The sequence below is a fragment of the Prochlorococcus sp. MIT 1300 genome (assembly GCF_034092375.1).
Lineage (GTDB): Bacteria > Cyanobacteriota > Cyanobacteriia > PCC-6307 > Cyanobiaceae > MIT-1300.
In genome coordinates this window covers 1308654-1325394 of record NZ_CP139302.1, presented here as the reverse complement: position 1 = coordinate 1325394, position 16741 = coordinate 1308654, and the positions used below count along the sequence as shown (strand labels likewise).

18 protein-coding genes are annotated in these 16741 nt (G+C 36.1%); 7 read left to right on the top strand and 11 right to left on the bottom strand.

All coding sequences use genetic code 11. From position 1 onward, the window contains the following. The first annotated feature begins 1 nt into the window (after window position 1). Genes SOI83_RS06880 through SOI83_RS06870 form a run of 3 tightly spaced genes read left to right on the top strand, consistent with a single transcriptional unit; the run spans window position 2 to window position 2458 of the window. Window positions 2–922 (top strand): transketolase family protein, encoded by a 921-nt coding sequence (locus SOI83_RS06880; protein WP_320675959.1) that lies wholly within the window; start codon window positions 2–4, stop codon window positions 920–922. Next, entirely contained in the window at window positions 919–1512 is a 594-nt protein-coding gene (locus tag SOI83_RS06875) for a hypothetical protein (RefSeq protein ID WP_320675958.1), read from the top strand. The genes SOI83_RS06880 and SOI83_RS06875 overlap by 4 nt, the downstream gene beginning before the upstream one ends. A 7-nt stretch (window positions 1513–1519) precedes the next feature. Then, entirely contained in the window at window positions 1520–2458 is a 939-nt protein-coding gene (locus tag SOI83_RS06870; RefSeq protein WP_320677696.1) for a phosphotransferase, read from the top strand. Between the two features lie 13 nt (window positions 2459–2471). Here SOI83_RS06870 and SOI83_RS06865 read toward each other — a convergent pair whose 3' ends face one another. The 7 genes from SOI83_RS06865 to SOI83_RS06835 are packed head-to-tail and all read right to left on the bottom strand — an operon-like array spanning window position 2472 to window position 8525. Next, complete coding sequence (locus tag SOI83_RS06865; protein ID WP_320675957.1) at window positions 2472–3212, bottom strand: sugar phosphate nucleotidyltransferase; 741 nt, start codon at window positions 3210–3212, stop codon at window positions 2472–2474. Continuing rightward, window positions 3209–4129 (bottom strand): SDR family oxidoreductase, encoded by a 921-nt coding sequence (locus tag SOI83_RS06860; protein WP_320675956.1) that lies wholly within the window; start codon window positions 4127–4129, stop codon window positions 3209–3211. The genes SOI83_RS06865 and SOI83_RS06860 overlap by 4 nt, the downstream gene beginning before the upstream one ends. A 36-nt stretch (window positions 4130–4165) precedes the next feature. Further along, entirely contained in the window at window positions 4166–4741 is a 576-nt protein-coding gene (locus tag SOI83_RS06855; protein WP_320675955.1) for an SIS domain-containing protein, read from the bottom strand. Window positions 4742–4748: 7 nt separating this feature from the next. Then, window positions 4749–5405 carry an HAD-IIIA family hydrolase gene (locus SOI83_RS06850; RefSeq protein ID WP_320675954.1) on the bottom strand — a complete coding sequence of 219 codons (657 nt, stop codon included), beginning with the start codon at window positions 5403–5405 and terminating at the stop codon, window positions 4749–4751. Continuing rightward, window positions 5405–6400: a GHMP kinase gene (locus tag SOI83_RS06845; RefSeq protein WP_320675953.1), complete on the bottom strand. Its 996-nt coding sequence runs from the start codon at window positions 6398–6400 to the stop codon at window positions 5405–5407. Before SOI83_RS06845 ends, SOI83_RS06850 begins: the two co-directional genes overlap by 1 nt. A gap of 4 nt (window positions 6401–6404) precedes the next feature. Beyond that, on the bottom strand, window positions 6405–7313 hold the full coding sequence (locus SOI83_RS06840) for an NAD-dependent epimerase/dehydratase family protein (RefSeq protein WP_320675952.1): 909 nt from the start codon (window positions 7311–7313) through the stop codon (window positions 6405–6407). Between the two features lie 3 nt (window positions 7314–7316). Beyond that, window positions 7317–8525 (bottom strand): class I SAM-dependent methyltransferase, encoded by a 1209-nt coding sequence (locus SOI83_RS06835; RefSeq protein ID WP_320675951.1) that lies wholly within the window; start codon window positions 8523–8525, stop codon window positions 7317–7319. Window positions 8526–8688: 163 nt separating this feature from the next. Here SOI83_RS06835 and SOI83_RS06830 point away from each other — a divergent pair, with 163 nt between their 5' ends. From SOI83_RS06830 to SOI83_RS06820, 3 genes are read left to right on the top strand one after another with little or no spacing between them, the layout of a single operon-like run. Continuing rightward, a complete protein-coding gene (locus SOI83_RS06830) occupies window positions 8689–9453 on the top strand; it encodes a hypothetical protein (protein WP_320675950.1) in 765 nt (254 codons plus the stop codon). Next, window positions 9450–10430 carry a glycosyltransferase gene (locus tag SOI83_RS06825; RefSeq protein WP_320675949.1) on the top strand — a complete coding sequence of 327 codons (981 nt, stop codon included), beginning with the start codon at window positions 9450–9452 and terminating at the stop codon, window positions 10428–10430. Before SOI83_RS06830 ends, SOI83_RS06825 begins: the two co-directional genes overlap by 4 nt. Before the next feature lie 7 nt (window positions 10431–10437). Beyond that, complete coding sequence (locus SOI83_RS06820; protein ID WP_320675948.1) at window positions 10438–11919, top strand: hypothetical protein; 1482 nt, start codon at window positions 10438–10440, stop codon at window positions 11917–11919. A 1-nt stretch (window position 11920) separates the two neighbouring features. Here SOI83_RS06820 and rffA read toward each other — a convergent pair whose 3' ends face one another. Continuing rightward, on the bottom strand, window positions 11921–13054 hold the full coding sequence (rffA, locus tag SOI83_RS06815) for a dTDP-4-amino-4,6-dideoxygalactose transaminase (RefSeq protein WP_320675947.1): 1134 nt from the start codon (window positions 13052–13054) through the stop codon (window positions 11921–11923). 2 nt (window positions 13055–13056) lie between these two features. Continuing rightward, entirely contained in the window at window positions 13057–13614 is a 558-nt protein-coding gene (locus tag SOI83_RS06810; protein ID WP_320675946.1) for a hypothetical protein, read from the bottom strand. Window positions 13615–13659: 45 nt separating this feature from the next. Between SOI83_RS06810 and SOI83_RS06805 the strand changes: the two genes are divergently transcribed. After that, the gene (locus SOI83_RS06805; RefSeq protein ID WP_320675945.1) at window positions 13660–14463 is read left to right on the top strand and encodes a hypothetical protein; all 804 of its coding nucleotides are present in this window, start codon (window positions 13660–13662) and stop codon (window positions 14461–14463) included. Between the two features lie 12 nt (window positions 14464–14475). Here SOI83_RS06805 and SOI83_RS06800 read toward each other — a convergent pair whose 3' ends face one another. Together SOI83_RS06800 and SOI83_RS06795 are read right to left on the bottom strand one after the other, a co-directional pair. Then, window positions 14476–15681 carry a glycosyltransferase gene (locus SOI83_RS06800; RefSeq protein ID WP_320675944.1) on the bottom strand — a complete coding sequence of 402 codons (1206 nt, stop codon included), beginning with the start codon at window positions 15679–15681 and terminating at the stop codon, window positions 14476–14478. A 147-nt stretch (window positions 15682–15828) separates the two neighbouring features. Then, entirely contained in the window at window positions 15829–16737 is a 909-nt protein-coding gene (locus tag SOI83_RS06795; RefSeq protein WP_320675943.1) for a hypothetical protein, read from the bottom strand. Window positions 16738–16741 lie beyond the last annotated feature (4 nt).

Below are 16741 nucleotides of genomic sequence, written 5' to 3'. Positions count from 1 at the left end.
AATGAGAAACGCTTTCGCTCAAGAAATTACTAATCTTGCAAAAGTCAGAGAAGATATTGTTCTCCTATCTGGTGATATTGGCAATAGGATGTTTGATAGCTTTAAAGAAATTGCTCCAAACAGGTTTATCAACTGTGGCATTGCAGAAGCGAATATGATGAGTTTGGCAAGTGGCATGGCTCTTACAGGTCTAAAGCCTGTGATTTATACAATTACGCCGTTTACTACAACTAGATGCTTGGAACAAATAAAGATAGGTGTTGCTTATCATCAAGCATCTGTTGTAATTGTAGGCACTGGATCTGGACTTTCCTATGCTGAACTAGGTGCCACGCATCATTCCTTAGAGGATATAGCAATAATCAAAGCGTTACCGGGAATAAGAATACTTGCTCCAGCGGATAGTGCGCAACTGAAAGTACAATTTCGAGAAGCAATTGAGTTAGGAGGACCCACATATATTAGAATTGGAAAAAAGGGTGAGCCAAATATACATAATGAGTCAAACAATCTTGGCATTGGTAAAGCGAATATTGTCAGGAGTGGTGAAGAAGTGATGATACTTTCAATAGGACCTATTGTTAATGAAGCATTAATTGCTTCCGACAGTCTTAGAGAAACTGGTCTAAATGTAGGTGTTTCGACGATGGGAAGTGTTAGGCCATTAGATGAACTTTTTCTCAACAATCTTATTGATAATGGTTTCCATAAATGGGTTGTTCTTGAAGAACATTATAAAAGCGGTGGATTAGCTACAACAGTTTTAGAATGGCTATTAGAGACAAACAATACCAACAATATCTCTCTATATAGGATTGGGTGTGAAAGTGAATTTATCCATGAACTAGGCGACCAAAGCTATACAAGACAATTAGCCAAAATTGACTACAATGGGATTATCAATAAGATCATGGATATATGAAGAGGCTAGGATTAGATTTTGACAATACTCTTGTTAGTTATGATCAAGTATTTTATGATTTAGCACTGAGTAAAAAGTTAATTACGGAAGAGGTAGCGCCAACAAAAGTAGATATTAGATCACACCTTATCCAAAAAGGCTTAGAGGATGATTTTACGAGCTTGCAAGGGGAAGTCTACGGCTCTCAGTTGGCTAATATGGTTTGTTCAAATACTGTAAAATGTGCTCTTAAATATGCCAAGTCGCAAGGCTTCCAGTTGTTTATTATAAGTCACAAAACAAAGTTTCCCTATAAAGGCCCTAAGTATGATTTACACAAGGCTGCCACAAGGTGGCTGGAAGGTAACGATTTCTTTGATGAGGCAGATGGTCTAATAACAAGATCTGATGTATACTTTGAACCAACAATGGAAAAGAAAGTAAAAAGGATAGTGGGTGTTAAATGCACACATTTTATAGATGATTTATCACAAGTTCTAGAGTCAATACCAGCTTATATAAAACGAATACACTTTAATCCATTACAAAAGAAAAGTTCAGATAGATATTGTCAAATGACAGACTGGAAGGAACTAAAGGATTGGATCTGATTAATTGATGAATAGAGATATTAGTCATGCCCTAGAGAATATGGGATTCTATGATTATAAAATAGAAGCGGTAGGAAATGGCAATAATAGCAATGTTTATCATGTTAAGACCGAAGGTAAAGATTATGCTTTTAAGGTATATCCAAACAAGGGAGATGATCAAAGGCCCCGGCTAACTACCGAAGTCAATGTACTTAGATTAATCAGATACAATGGGATATATAAAGTTCCAAAACCCCTTAGCTGGAATACAAAAGAAAATTGGGCTTTGTTTAGTTGGATAGACGGAACTAGGCCACTTAAACTAAGCTGTAGTGACTGGTCTGAGTTTTTTGGCTTTATAAAAAGCATACAGAATTTAGAGAACCCAGATAAAATACCAGTAAATGCTGCATCGGAATCATGTAATACGTATAAGGAGCATTTAGACTTGATTGAAACTAGATTAATAGATTGCAAAAAATATTTAATAATGAAGTCATACAAAAAATGCGAAGGTATAGTGAATGGACTGATTAATCAACTAAATGCTATAGGTTTGATCACAAGTAATTGCTTCATAAATGATATCAGGATCTTATCTCCATCAGATATAGGCATACATAATATGTTGAGAACTTCTGATGGATTAAATTATATAGATTTTGAATATGCGGGTTGGGATGATCCATATAAATTATTAGCGGATTGCATACTCCAGCCCAACCAGATTATCAAACAAAAAGATGTTCATCAAATGATTAAAATTGCCAGTAATGCAATGAACATTCAATTCGATGGTAGCAATCTAAAAATATTCGTATCCTTATACAGAATTAAATGGGTTACAATAATATCTAAACTCCTTCAAAAAGAAAATGCTAGCGAAGTTCTATGGTCTAATACTATCAATGATTACTTAAAGCAAACTGAATATTACTCTTGGGGAAGCAATGTTCAATTCTAAAAAATTTTTCTTATCAAGATTTCTGTAAATAGTTAGAAATAAAACCATGGGATCTTTCATAATCCTCTGGTATACCTATATCAATGAACTCTGAGTTGGTAGTTACTGTATATAACTTATCATCTGCTGCTAATTGACTTAGTATATTAGATTCTAGAGAGAATTTTGATGTAGATTTAATTTCACAATACTCCTTGAATATAGATTGATCAAAAAGATAGGTTCCCGCGTTGATAGTTGTAATTGTTTGAGTTGCTTGCACTGACTTTTCCTTAAATTTTTGGATTTTTCCAAGTGTCGAGATTTCCAAACTTCCATAGCGTCTAGCATCTTCCACAACCACTGAGTGCAAAACTGCTGAGCAACCTTTATTTTTAAAAGGTTGCTCTAAAAGCTGGATCTGAAAAGGGGAAAATGTGTCTCCATTGACTAAATAGAATTTTTGTGTGAGTGGATATTTATTGACAAGATTTAGCACAGCTCCTCCAGTCCCTAAAGGTTCATCTTCTTTGCAATAAATTAGAGTTATACCTTTATAACTATATTCAAAAATATCAATAATTTCTGAAGAGCCATGACCTGTCGCCAAGAACACCCTCTTAAACAAGTTCTGATCGGCAAGCCAATCAAGTATATGAGTTAAAAATGGCTTTCCATCCACTTGTAAAATACATTTCTGTTTTCCAAATGAGATTGAGTTTAAACGAGTTCCCAATCCTCCGCAGAGGATTATGACATCTCTTTGTATATTCATATATTAGAATAAACTGAATTGTTAATCATAGAATAACCTTTAATTAACTCGCCTATACCAGAATCAATATCATATTTAGGACTAAAACCTGTAGATTCAATCTTTTCATTGGACACAATATAGTTTCGCTGGTCAGGATCTCTGCCTATGGCCTGTTCAACAATAACTGTTTCAGGCAACTGAAGTTTGATTCTGTCAGCCAACTCTCGTTTAGATAAGTTGGCTGATGATAGACCAACGTTATAAATATTCCCTCTCATAATATCTATATTCTTTAGTGCATGTATAAAAACTCTCGCTACGTCACGTACATGAATATAGTTTCTTTTGAAATGGGACTCGAACAAAACAAGAGCTCGGTCATTAAACGCTCTATATGTAAAATCATTGACCAACAAATCTATCCTCATTCTTGGCGCCATTCCGAAAACTGTCGCCAACCTAAAACTAATGGCATTAGGAAGCATCATAAGCTTGGTTTCTACATTAACTTTGTCTATAGCATACTGAGAGATTGGCCTTAAAGGAGATTCCTCTGTACAGAAATTGTTTTCATCTCCGGTACCATAAGCACTATTTGTTGTAGGCATAAGTACGATCTGATTTTTACTTAAAACCTCAAATATTTTAAGGACAGCATCTTTATTAATAGTCGTTGCACCTACAGGATTTTTGGAGCAAATTGGGGCTCCTACTAAGGCTGCTAAAGGTATGATTACATCATGGCTAGTGTAAAGTGATTTCAATGTAGAAGTATTTCTCACATCAGCATTAATTACATTAAAGTTTTTATTAGTACAAAGAGTTGCTAGACTATTTTGTTTGTACATAAAATTGTCTATTACCGTAACTGCATGGCCAGATTCCAGCAAGGCTGGTACCAAAACAGAACCTAAATAGCCAGCTCCACCAGTCACTAGTATCTTCATAAATTTTTCTCAAGTAAATAGATCTTAGCTGATAGGGAGGCTCCTCTCGACCTCTAAGCAAATAAAATGATAAACAAGTCTATGTAATTCCTGAATATATGCTGTTCGTTGGGAAGGTGCATTTATTACGTAATCGCATTCTAATTCTAGAGGAACATTATTACCTGTCATAAGTAAAACCTTCATACCTATAGCCTTAGCAGCCTTTATAGCTAACTTAATATTGGGAGATTTCCCACTTGTCGAAATCACCCACAATAAACCACCTGCCTCTCCAAGAGCCTCAACCTGCCTACTGAAAACTCTCTCATAACCTAAGTCATTTCCTATTGCTGTAAGTAATGAGGTGTCAGTGGTTAATGAAATAGCCTTCAGGGGTTCACGATTACTCTCAAAACGGCATACAAGTTCGGCTGCTATGTGACTTGCGTCTGCTGCAGACCCCCCGTTGCCGCAAATGAGTATGGGCCTACGTTCCTTAACAGTGTCTATTATGAGTTCTGCTACTTCAATGATTGATCCAGAATATTCTTTCGTTTTCATAAGAGTCAAAGCCTCTTGAAAACCAGTTAAATACTCTAGATAATGGTTAATCATCATAGGTTTTCTAAAGTTCTAGCCAATTGAGCACCATAGGATCTCCTATAGAACTTACTAATTCTATCTTAGTAGAATCAGAGTTAAGTTGAGTAACCTTATTTCGATGTTCAGCTCCATGGCCTGTCAAAACGTGAACTGCTAGTTTCATCCTCGCTCTAATTCCCGCTTGAATATCACACTCTTTATCACCTATTATAATAGATTGTTGTAAATCAAGATTCAATATTTCTGAAGCTAATAAGGACATCCCTGGGTTGGGCTTTCTCATTGGATGATTGGGATGAGAAAAACACTTCTGATTTGCTTCAGGGTGAAAGGGACAGGCTAAAACGAGATGAATTGGTTGAATGTGAATATTTTTCTCCAAGAGGTGCATCATCCTATTATTAACTTCTAGATAATCATTCCAAGAAAATATTCCCTTGCCAATTCCAGCCTGATTAGTAACAACTATTACTGCGTAGTTAAGCTCTTGTGCTCGCAGAATAAGTTGGCTAACTCCGTTAATAAGACATACATCCTCTGATCTGGAAATATAGTGGCAATCTTCGATTATCACACCATCTCTATCTAAAAATAATGCCTTGTGTGTGGGTCTAGTCTTGACCTCAGAAGAATAGTTAAGGATATGCACTCCTTTATCAGACAAATATGTGGGTTTCATTAACCTCTTAACATGACTTGTGAACCTTCAGTATCCATAGATATCTTCACTACTGAGGTGTCAGCTAAATCAGAAAGAAAGTTCAGTCGATTTTGCTCTGGCACTATACAAAGTAAAAAACCACCAGCACCAGCTCCACATAGTTTTGCTCCTAAAGCTCCAGCAGAAAGACATCTTTCATAGAGTTGATCTATTTGTGGGTCACTGATGGATTTGCTGAGTTGCTTCTTTAAATGCCAACCTTTGGAAAGTAGATTAGCAAAATCGACAAGAAGAGAAGTAGGATCAGGATTTGAAAGAATTTCGGAGCCTTCAGCTACCATTTTGTACATCTCCTCAAGGTATTTATCATTTGATCCATCTATTGTTTTCTGGATTTGATTATCTAGAACTTGTGAAGCATGTCGCTTAATACCTGTATAAACAAGGAATAGGGAATCAAGTAATGTTGACTGACATTCTCCTCTCATAACAACAGGAGAAACCTTAATATCATCTTGAAAGAAATCGAACCTATTTATACCACCAAATGAACAGTGTAGCTGGTCTTGAATACCTACATTCTCATTAAGCAGTTCTTTCTCTACATAAATAGCCTCTAAGGCTAGATCTAACTTAGTAGCTCTTACCTCATATCTTGCATTAAGCATACGCAAGAGGCCTACAGTAAACGCTGAGGAGCTGCCCAATCCAGAATTGGCTGGCATATCGGAAATAATGCTTATATCAAGATTCTCGTTAATAGAACGTTCACTTAAAACTGCTTTGATAACAGGATGTTCAATTTGTTCTTTGGAATTTACTTGTTCAATCTTGGAATATGAGACGCGGTATCTATAGTCTTGTATTCCATCCATATCTACTGAAGCAATAAATATATACTTATCAATTGACATGCCAAGAACTGCACCTGGTTTTCGATGAAAATAAGACTTATAATCTGTACCTCCTCCTAAAAAGCTTATTCTCAGAGGCGTTTTTGTAACAACCAACAAAATCTTAGTCCTGAGTAGTGAGGTACCAGGCTATTGAGTCGTTAAGGCCTGTGCGCAATGGAAGATACTCCAACTGTGGGTAAATGTATTGCAACTTGTCGATATTTAAACATTTGGATTTTGCTCCAACATATTTGGTTTTGTCATATTCAACAACCTTAGTAGTAGTTTTTGTCAACTCACATATGGTATTTGCAAATTCTTTTATTGAATAGTCTATACCAGCTCCTATGTTTATAAGATCATTATTTAACTTGGGTATAAGAAACTCCATAATGCTCACGAAATCCTTGACGTGAACAAGTTCCCTCCTCTGATTCCCATCTCCCCATAGAACAGCTTTGGATCCAGTTTTTGATGCTGATACAATCTTTCGAATTAAATCAAATATAAAATGCATTTGTCGTCCATCAGAATGGTAGTTTCCTCCATATAGAGTTGATGGTATAAAACAATTATAAGTTAGATCATACTGCTTACTTAAGGACTGAGCACCTACTAAAAGCATTCTTTTGGTCATTGCATAAGTATAGAGGCTATCTATTGGTTGACCTTTCATATAGTTGGATTCTACAAGAGGAAGTTCAGGAGAATATGAGCAACTAGTGCCCATAAAAATTAGTCTTGCCTGAGGTTGTAACTCTGACCACCATTTAAGTACATTTGTGTTCAGGATTTGATTATTAACCCACTGATCACCAGGGTAACGTAAACAAAAATCTCCAGCCTGTGTCCATGCAGCAAGGTGATATATACGATCATATTTTTTCTGCGAATAAGACTGTAAAGCGTCAAAATCCATAAGATCCAGTTCTTTACGCGATGGATTATCAACCTCAATAGCTTGACTTTGTAAAAAAGGTACTAGATGACGACCCAAGAAGCCTCTCGAACCAGTTACGAATACCCTCATGGTTCAAGCTGGATTGACTGGGAAATAAAACTCTACTCCATTATCAATCAATTCTTGATTATTGGCTAATATCTCGTCGCGAAAATTCCATGCTAAAACATAATATATATCTGGAAGTTGGGTTAAATCCTTTTCAAGTTTTATAGGTATATGCATGCCTGGACTAAATAGTCCATCCCTTAATTCATTTTTTTCCACTAAATAATCTAAAACATCCTTACCTATGCCAAAGTAATTTAAAAGAGTATTGCCTTTAACTGGTGCGCCGAAACCATAAATGGTTTTGCCTAACTTTTTGGCTTGATAGAGGTAATCCATATCACGAATCTTAAATTCTTCAATACGTCTGGAAAAAGATAAATATGATGAAAAGGTATTGATTTGACTAATTTCCTCCTGCGCTAAAAGCTCTTTATATCGTTTAGTAGGCTTACATCGATCTGTATGCCTAACAAAACATATCATTGAGCCTCCATGAATTGGGGCTAAAAACGCATCTTCTATAGAAAGCTCATGTATTGACAATAGTTTTGTAATTGTAGATAAAGTGTAATAAAGTAGGTGTTCATGGTAAATTTGATCAAATGCATTATTTTCTACAATAGATTTCATATATAAAAACTGAACTACAAATACTCCATCCTTATCAAGCAAGTGTTTGATACCTCTAGTCACAGAATGAAGTTCTTCAAGATGGAAGAAAACACCTGAAGCATTGATAATATTTTGCTTTTCAGATATTCTCAATGCTACTTGCTCATTAAAAAACTCATTTAGGGTATTGATTCCTGCTTGAGAGGCGATGGTCGCTGTGGTTTTTGAAGACTCAACACCTAAAACATTACAACCAGAGTTTTTATAATGCTTCAGCTGTGTACCATCATTTGACCCAATATCTAAAACGTTTATTAAAGATCTATTGCTACCTTCAAAAAAATTATCAAGGGTAATTTTGGCTATTGATAGGAAATGATTTGACAAAGACTTGGTGACACCTGATAGATAGGTATGATCTCCAAACATGATTTCCTTTTTAACAGTAAAATCAAGCTGTGAAGTATGGCAATCATGGCAATAAACAACTCTTAAAGGATAGGAAGGCTCTGTGCCTATTTGTTCTGATGTAAGAAAGTTATTACACCAGGGCTGGTCACCTAGATCAATACAAGGCTCAAGATTATGCGAGCCACATATACGGCAAGCTATTTTCATTTAACTTTTTTTGTAATTTTAGCACATATGAAGACAAAGGTCAAAGTAAATTGAATACAAAAGCTAAAGGCTATAGACTAATAACTGATATTAAATTAGCAAGAGAAGCAAGTGGACATTCCTAGTTTCTATCTCTAGAATTTGATTGCTTTTGTGTGATGAGATGAGTATTGCTTTAATAGTGAATAGTCACAGTAGTTCAGAGGATGTTTGGGAGCCTTTCTTTGGCGAACTCAAAAGGTTTGCTTGGGATAGATTGTTTGACAGAATCTATCTTTTAACAAGCAAGGAGAGTAAAGCCTTGGTTGAGATAAAAGAAAAATGGGGCGTACACTTGAATTATCTAATATACCCTCAAGAGTTATCGTACAACCTGCAGTACTTATTTTGCCTTAAAAAAATAAAGGAAGAGACTGTTTTAATAGCGAATGAGGACTGTATTCCATCTGGGGTACCAAGAAAAAATGAATTTAATTATATCCATAATTTAATTAGGGATGATAATAACAAATGGGATTTTGTAAAGCTAGTCAGAGGACCTGAAAAAATTAGGGCAACCAATCATAAGTATTTATTTGAAATAGAGTCAGACTCTGATACTCTTTTTACACAACAGGTCTCAATTTGGAACAGAGCTAGGCTCTTAGATATCTACTCTATGAGCATAGATTCTGAAATAGCTAGAAAAGGGGGGTTGCAGCAGGAGGTTTTGGGAAGTCAAATCTGTAGAGATATGGGATTTCAAGGCTTGTTGTTTTATGATAATGAAGAAAAGCGAGGTATGTATCATTATGATTCTTCAATTACTCCACATATCTGTACAGCAATAGTAGGTGGCAAATGGAACATATCAGAATACAAGAAAGAGCTGGATGAAATATTCATCAAGTATGGAATAAATCCAAATGCACGAGGTGTGTATCTATGAAAGTAATCAGTTATTTAAATTCAGAGATACCTGGAACAAATTTATATGACTTGGACTTAGAGGAGTTTGCAAAAGACAACCAAGAATATTGTGAAGAGGTACTTTTCTATGGATATCGTATTTTAGAAAAAGGGCTAAGCAAAGCAAAGGTCAGGTCTTGCTTTAGAAAAATTAAGTACTTAAATGTGACTATGCCTACAGAGTATAGTAGTGATAATTTTATACATGATGCTAATGGTGTCTTTGACGAAATATATGGTATCTGCCCTTTTAGTTGTCATTGGATGAATAAACTAGAAGGAAGTAATCGTTATAAATATATTTTCTATCCTGTTTCTATTCCTAATGGAGTAAATCCATTAGCTAAAAAGGATTATGATGTCATATATCATGGTGGAATTCATAACGTTAAATATCTCCATATGCTAGAAATATTCAAACAGTTTAACTACAGATACATAACAATGACCAAGGGTATAAATCAATTAACAGGGTTAGCGTTGCCGATGGCGACGAACATAAACTTATCACCGGTAGATAAATATAAAGTAATAAGTAACTGTAAAATCTCCATATGCTTTAATTCTTATCCCGTTGGTACTGAGGCCATTGAAAATATTAAACGGAGGCCTCGATGGGAAGAGAATCAGGCATTTAATGATTTAAATAATGGTTATGTACCTCAGTTTAAATCGCGATTTAATGAGGCGGCCGCTCTAGGAACATTGAATCTAGTTGAAAAAGATAATTGGAATCTGGTTGAAGACTTCTATGAAGAAGGTAAAGATTTCATATATTTTGAATCAATGGAGGATATGGAAAAAAAGATTGGGGAAGTGCTCAGCAATTGGGAAAAATACGATGATATGAGACTTAGCGCCTTGCAAAAGAGTAAGCTCTTTACAAGAAATAATTTATATTATAGAATCATGAAATCAGAATGTTGGAATTCAAAGCATACACCTATACAAGTATAGAGGGTACGTGGAAAAAAACATCTATTCTATTCAGCAGAAATTAGAAGAGCTTTCTTCTAATAGCTTACTAGGTGAAGGATGTTTAATAACCGAGGGAAATTTATATTCCGAGAACCAATTAGATGACCGCTACCCTGACTACCAAAATTCTCCTGATTTCTGGCATGCATTTAATAAGACTCACTATCATCTAGTGAGTCTTAAAGACGCTTATCAATTAGTAGAGGGTAAAAGTCAGTTATTCTCAGCTAGTGGTGTTTCTTCTCTTCTCTACGACTGCGGTGGACTAATAAAGACTATTAATCAGTATAAAACTAAATTTAAAGTAAATATTGCATTCATCTCTAAGGAGGCAAAGATTAAAGTATCTAATCCAATTTGGGATCTGATGTTACTAGATCAGATAGGTACCTTAAGTATGGATAATATTGATAAGTTTAAGTTTCATAGAATCCTAAACAAAGATTCAATTAGCCAATTCATAAGCCTAGGTAAAAATAGATTGGTACAAGATTTAAAGACCTCACAAAGATCATTTATAATTATAGATCCTATTATAGAAAAAGATGAGCGGGATTTAATTGCTGCACATTTATATTCATTAATGCCATGGAATATTGTAATTTCTATTGGTGATCATATTTTATTCGACGAAAACGAGAAAAAGGTAGAGAAGGAGCTAAAGGTCATGGATTCGTCAGTTACATTAGGCGGTTCAGGTGGCATGGCTCATTTGTCATCTAGTGTTTTGTGGAAGCATAAAGTCACGGCGGTCATTAATCTGTATAGGAGACCTGAATGTGCAGTGAAAATCTATGATGCATTACTTCAGCAAAGTTACCCTATTTCAAAGATAATTATTTGGGTCAATAGTTATAAGGATAAAAATGAGATTGAAAAGATTAAGCGGAGGATGCCACTTGCTAAATTTGTTATTTCAGATGAGAATTTAGGGGTATGGGCAAGATTTTCTTACTCTCTAAACAACCTTACTGAATACACAGTAGTTTTTGATGATGATACAGTTCCAGGTAACAGATGGATAGAAAACTGTTGTTGGGAAATGTCCAAAGTAGAAGCTTTATATGGAACTGTTGGACTTATCTACCAGTCTTCTACATCCTATATGGATCATATTCGTTATGGGTGGCCGCTTCCAATTGAGAACGCTAAGCAAGTGGATATAGTAGGACATAGTTGGTTTTTTAAAACCAACTGGTTGAAAACATATTGGCGTTACAAAGAAGATGTTGCAGGTATAGATTTTTGTGGTGAAGATATGCACTTTTCATATGCATTGCAGCAAAAAGGAATACCAACAATGGTTCCACCACATCCTCTTAATGACAAAGCTCTGTGGGGAAGCATTCAAGCTCTAGAGGAAGGCTCTGGCTCAGAAGCTATATCTATTTCAGGAAAAGGTTCTATGATGGATCAACCTTTTCGAAGGCTTATTCAACGTGGCTTCAAACTGATTAAAAACCCCTAATTTAAATGCATGTATAAAAAGACTCGATTGCAGAACATATATAAAGTACTTGCTCAGAGCTTAAGTTAGGGAATAAAGGAAGTCTAAGAAGACAGTCAGAGGCTTTTATTGTATTTTGCAATTTGCCAGAGATTCTGCCAAATCTTTGACCTGCTGGCGAGGAGTGTAAAGGGACATAATGAAATACAGCCTGAATGCCCTGGTCTCGCAAATATTTTATCAATGCTTGTCGTTCAATTAAATTCGAACACAACACAAAAAACATATGTGCATTATGTGATATTTCACCCGAAATAAAGGGTAATTTGATTTTATCTTTCTCCTGAAGAGATTGAAGCATTTTATAATAAGAATTCCATAAATTTAGTCTCATATTAAGGATTTGAGAGCTGGACTCAAGTTGTGCAAGTAAAAAAGCAGAAATCAGTTCACCAGGCAAAAAACTAGAGCCTAAATCAATCCAAGTATACTTGTCAGTCTGACCTCTAAAAAAACTAGATCGATTAGTGCCTTTCTCTCGAATTATCTCTGCTCTATTATAATACTTTTGATTATTTACTAATAAGCAACCACCTTCTCCTGAAATAATATTCTTAGTTTCATGAAAACTAAATGTTGCTAAATCTCCAAATGTCCCTAATTTTCTACCTTTATAGGTAGAACCAAAAGCCTGAGCCGCATCTTCAATTAAAGGTATAGAAAATTCTTTTGATAGATTCACTAATGTAGTCATATCACATGATAAACCTGCATAATGAACACAAAGAATTGCCTTCGTTTTACTTGTAATAGCTTTCCTAACTTGATGGACATCTATACAGAAATTAACTGGATCAACATCTACAAAAACAGGGGTGGCTCCACGTAAAACAAAAGCATTTGCAGAGCTAACAAAAGTATACGAAGGTAAAATAATTTCATCGCCTGGCTCAAGTTCCAAAAGCAAAGCAGCTATTTCTAGTGCTCCTGTGCAAGAGTGTGTTAATAAAGTTTTTGCTGGACTGTAGTAATCATCTAACCATTTTTTAGAAAGTTTGGTGAAATGCCCATCACCAGATAATTGACCCAATGTGGCAGCTTTTCTAATATATTCAAGTTCATTTCCAGATAAGTAAGGCTTATTAAAAGGAATCATTACTATTTTGCCTCAATTATTTCTCTAACTAATTTCTTTACCTTTTGCTCCCTAGGTTTATAAGCTTTTGCTGGGGATCCAATATAAATCCACCATGGATCTAACTCCTTTGTCACTACTGTGGCTGCTCCTAAAGCAACTCCCTCTCCTAGGTGACAACCTGGCAAAACAATAGAATTGGTTCCAAGCAAAGAAATAGAACCTATTTCAGTGGTTTTTCTTCTAACCTTCTTTAAATTTTCTGGCATTAAAGATCCAACCGCGGAAGCACCTGAATAATCATCCGTTTCACTAAAGATCTTTACCCCATAAGCCAAGGTTACATATGACCCTATACAAATACCTTTCAATCCTCCTGCAAGCATGCAATAAGGTGCTAGATGTGTAAAGCGACCAATCTTTAGAGCCCCTGACAAAAGGCAGAAATCATCAATTCGAACATGATCCTCAATGCTTATCTTGCTACAGTCATAAACACTTGCCTTAGTGCTAATACGCACATCATTCCCTAAGCTTTTAAATCCAAATCCTTTCAATTCGACATCACTGAAATAAGACATCAATCTTTTTGTTATGCTATTGTTTTAGCATATAGCAAACCCAGAGTGCCAGATATAAAAGAAAAGTTTGAATATAAAAATTTTCAAGCTCACTTGCGTGAACTTAATCGCCTTATTGAACTGAAAGTTCCTTTTGCATTCAATAGGATATCTGACGGAGAATTATTTATGATGGATGGTTTAGGAATTGATTTAGCTGCAGATGGTGCAAAAATAGCTGGGAAAAAAGTTAATCTGCAGAAATTTGCATCTTGGGACCATAAAACATTTAATCCAAATACTGATCATCAAATTGCTAAGGGTCTACACAATGCTTTAAAATGTAGAATGAAGAATTATATTATTGGTTTGCCTTGTCCATGTTGTTGTGACCCAAATAAGGTAGCGCAAATAAGAAGAGAAACTAACTCTATTCAATCCTGGGCAAACTTATTAGTCAATCACAACTATAAAGGCTTTATAGAAACATCATTACCTTTAATACTTGATAGAGACGTTTTAATAGCGATTAACGAGCATGCAGATATCACACTATTTTCAACATGTCCTTCAGTTAAATGGGTTCCAGTCCCTAATGGAGTTTTGCAAAAAATTGATCCATTTCGAGAAAAATTCCTTCATGAATGCTCATTAGCAAAGCCTGGTAGTCTTGTCTTAATAGGAGCTTCTGCTGCAGCCAAGATATTAATCCACGAAGGATTTAAACATTTTCCTTGGCTTAGTTTTATTGATATTGGAACTACACTCAATCCTTTCTTAAAGTTAGGTCTAGGCAGAGATTATTTAAACTCTTACTGGAAACCAAAAACAAGTCCTCAGGGTTACGGTAACAGAATTTGTATCTGGTGAAATTAACTCCTCCTAAAAGCTATTTTGTATTAGTTCTAACGTTTTAGGAAGAAGTATTGACTGATCCAAGTTCAGAACATTTTTCCTTGCATTACGCCCTAATTCATCTCTAATCCGTGCGTCACCAAGCATTTTTATGACCGCACGGGCAACGTCATCAGGTGATGTAATTGGGACTAATAATCCCTCAATGCCGTTATGAATTACCTCTTCAACAGGCATATTTTTACTCCCTACAATACAACAACCACAAGACATTGCCTCTAAGCAACTCCAACCCAAAACGAATGGATAACTAAGATAGATGTGCACCCAACTTGCCTGAAGAATTGCAAGGAATTGCAAATATGGAATGCGACCTAGAAAATGTATTCTTTCCAAATCAATCTTACCCGCAAGTTCTTCAAGCATGACCTCTCTCAATGGTCGTCCAGTTTCATGCAAAGTGCCATAACCTTTTTGATCATCACCAACAATTAATATCCTGACTTTTGGATATGATCGCTGAATGGCAGGTAAAGATCTCATGAATGTATCAAACCCTCTTAAACGCTCTAAACTTCTATTTATAAATGTAATTGTTGGAATACTTCTATTTATCTGAATACCTCTAACTGTAAAATTAATATCTGGATTCGGACAAGCTAACTTCGTATCAATGCCCTCATGAATCACATGCATCCTTGAGTCTCTAAACTCATTAGGAAAGCTATTAGCTTGATGCTGCGTTGGCAAAACCCAGGAAACTGCTTGATCCAATGCTGCCCTTGTAAGACTATTTCGCCCAACCTGATCTAATCGTAATTCCAATCCAGGCGGAGCCTTTTGGGGGTCGAAGCCATGACCGCCATGTTCAGGAGAAACCCAAAGCTCAGGCCAAAGGATTTGCGGCACATCATCCCAAACTTCTCGAATCGCAAGAGTTTCCCCCCAGCCTGAGTGGGCACAAATTCGCTCAGGGCGCCATCCCTCTGCATCTAATTGACCACAAAGCTTGGCAACCTCTGAAGCGCGTTGAAAAGAATCATGTGCAAGCTCAGAACTCAGGGGTAGACCGTCATGCTTAGAAGGCTCTTTATAACGAAGAGTTCGGCAATTAATCCCCGTAGAACGTTCATGAGCACAAATCGCGACAACCTCGTGACCACATTGCTGCAGATATGGGGCTAACTGCCTAAACTGCCCAGGAAAATTCTGATGAATTATCAATATACGCACGACTAATGAAAGGGTAAGAAGAAGGTTTTTAAAGCCTTGGGACTATACAAAACTCTAATAGCTAGATAGGGAACAATTTGGTAAGCCAAAGAAAATTAAACAAAAATAAAAGCGAAAATAATAATTAGGGGATATATCTCATCCAAACTATTCTCTAAATAAACTGTGTTTAATCTGAATAGATAAATCAGCCTTAAAATTAATCCACCATGACTGACACATTTTCTGCATTTCGTTAATGCGAACAGGAGATTCCAAAGCAAGCATCGCAAAACTCAATGCATCTTCCCAGTCTTCAAAGAACTCAATAGGGAAACTATCACCAAGAATGGACTTGGCCTGCTCAAAACGATCGACCACTAAAGGAATGCAACCCATCTGCAAACTTTCATAGAGTCTAAAAGTATCTAAATGACGGTCTCCCTCTGGACAAAGAGCAAAAACACTTGACATCAAATATCGCTTGTAAATATCTAATGGCAACCCAATGCCAAATTGTTTCCCCCCAAAATATTGACCATTAGGTAAAGATCGCAAAAATAACGAAACGGCACGTGTTCGACTGCCGGACATCCACAAAGTCCCCATAAATGTCCATGGATACATTCGATCTGCTGCTAATACGAAAGGTTGAAAGCCAAAAAATTCTCGCCTAGGGCCTATAGGAAAACTAGAAATTTGGTCAGTTTGAGCAAATCTCGGATAAGGAAAATTTCTCCATACGGGTACATCTTTAGGAAGCATTGTATAGAGTGTGTCCCCGTCAAAACCCTCTTCATCACTAATATGGAGAACAATAAAAGGACCATTCTGAACAAGCAAGTCAATTCTCTGAGATCGTTCTATTTGCAATCGTTCCAACCGAGAAATAGCCACCTGACGCTCTAAAAAAAGCAAGCCTGATTCAATTAGAACTTTTGGTACATGCGGGAGCAATTCCTCAGGGTTCAAGCCAGAGGATGCCTGAATAGAGGTTATATTTAAAGGGAAAAGAATCTGACTCAACCAATAACTCTCAAACTGCCTTTCCGGAAGGCAACCCCAAATGAATTGCACTCTA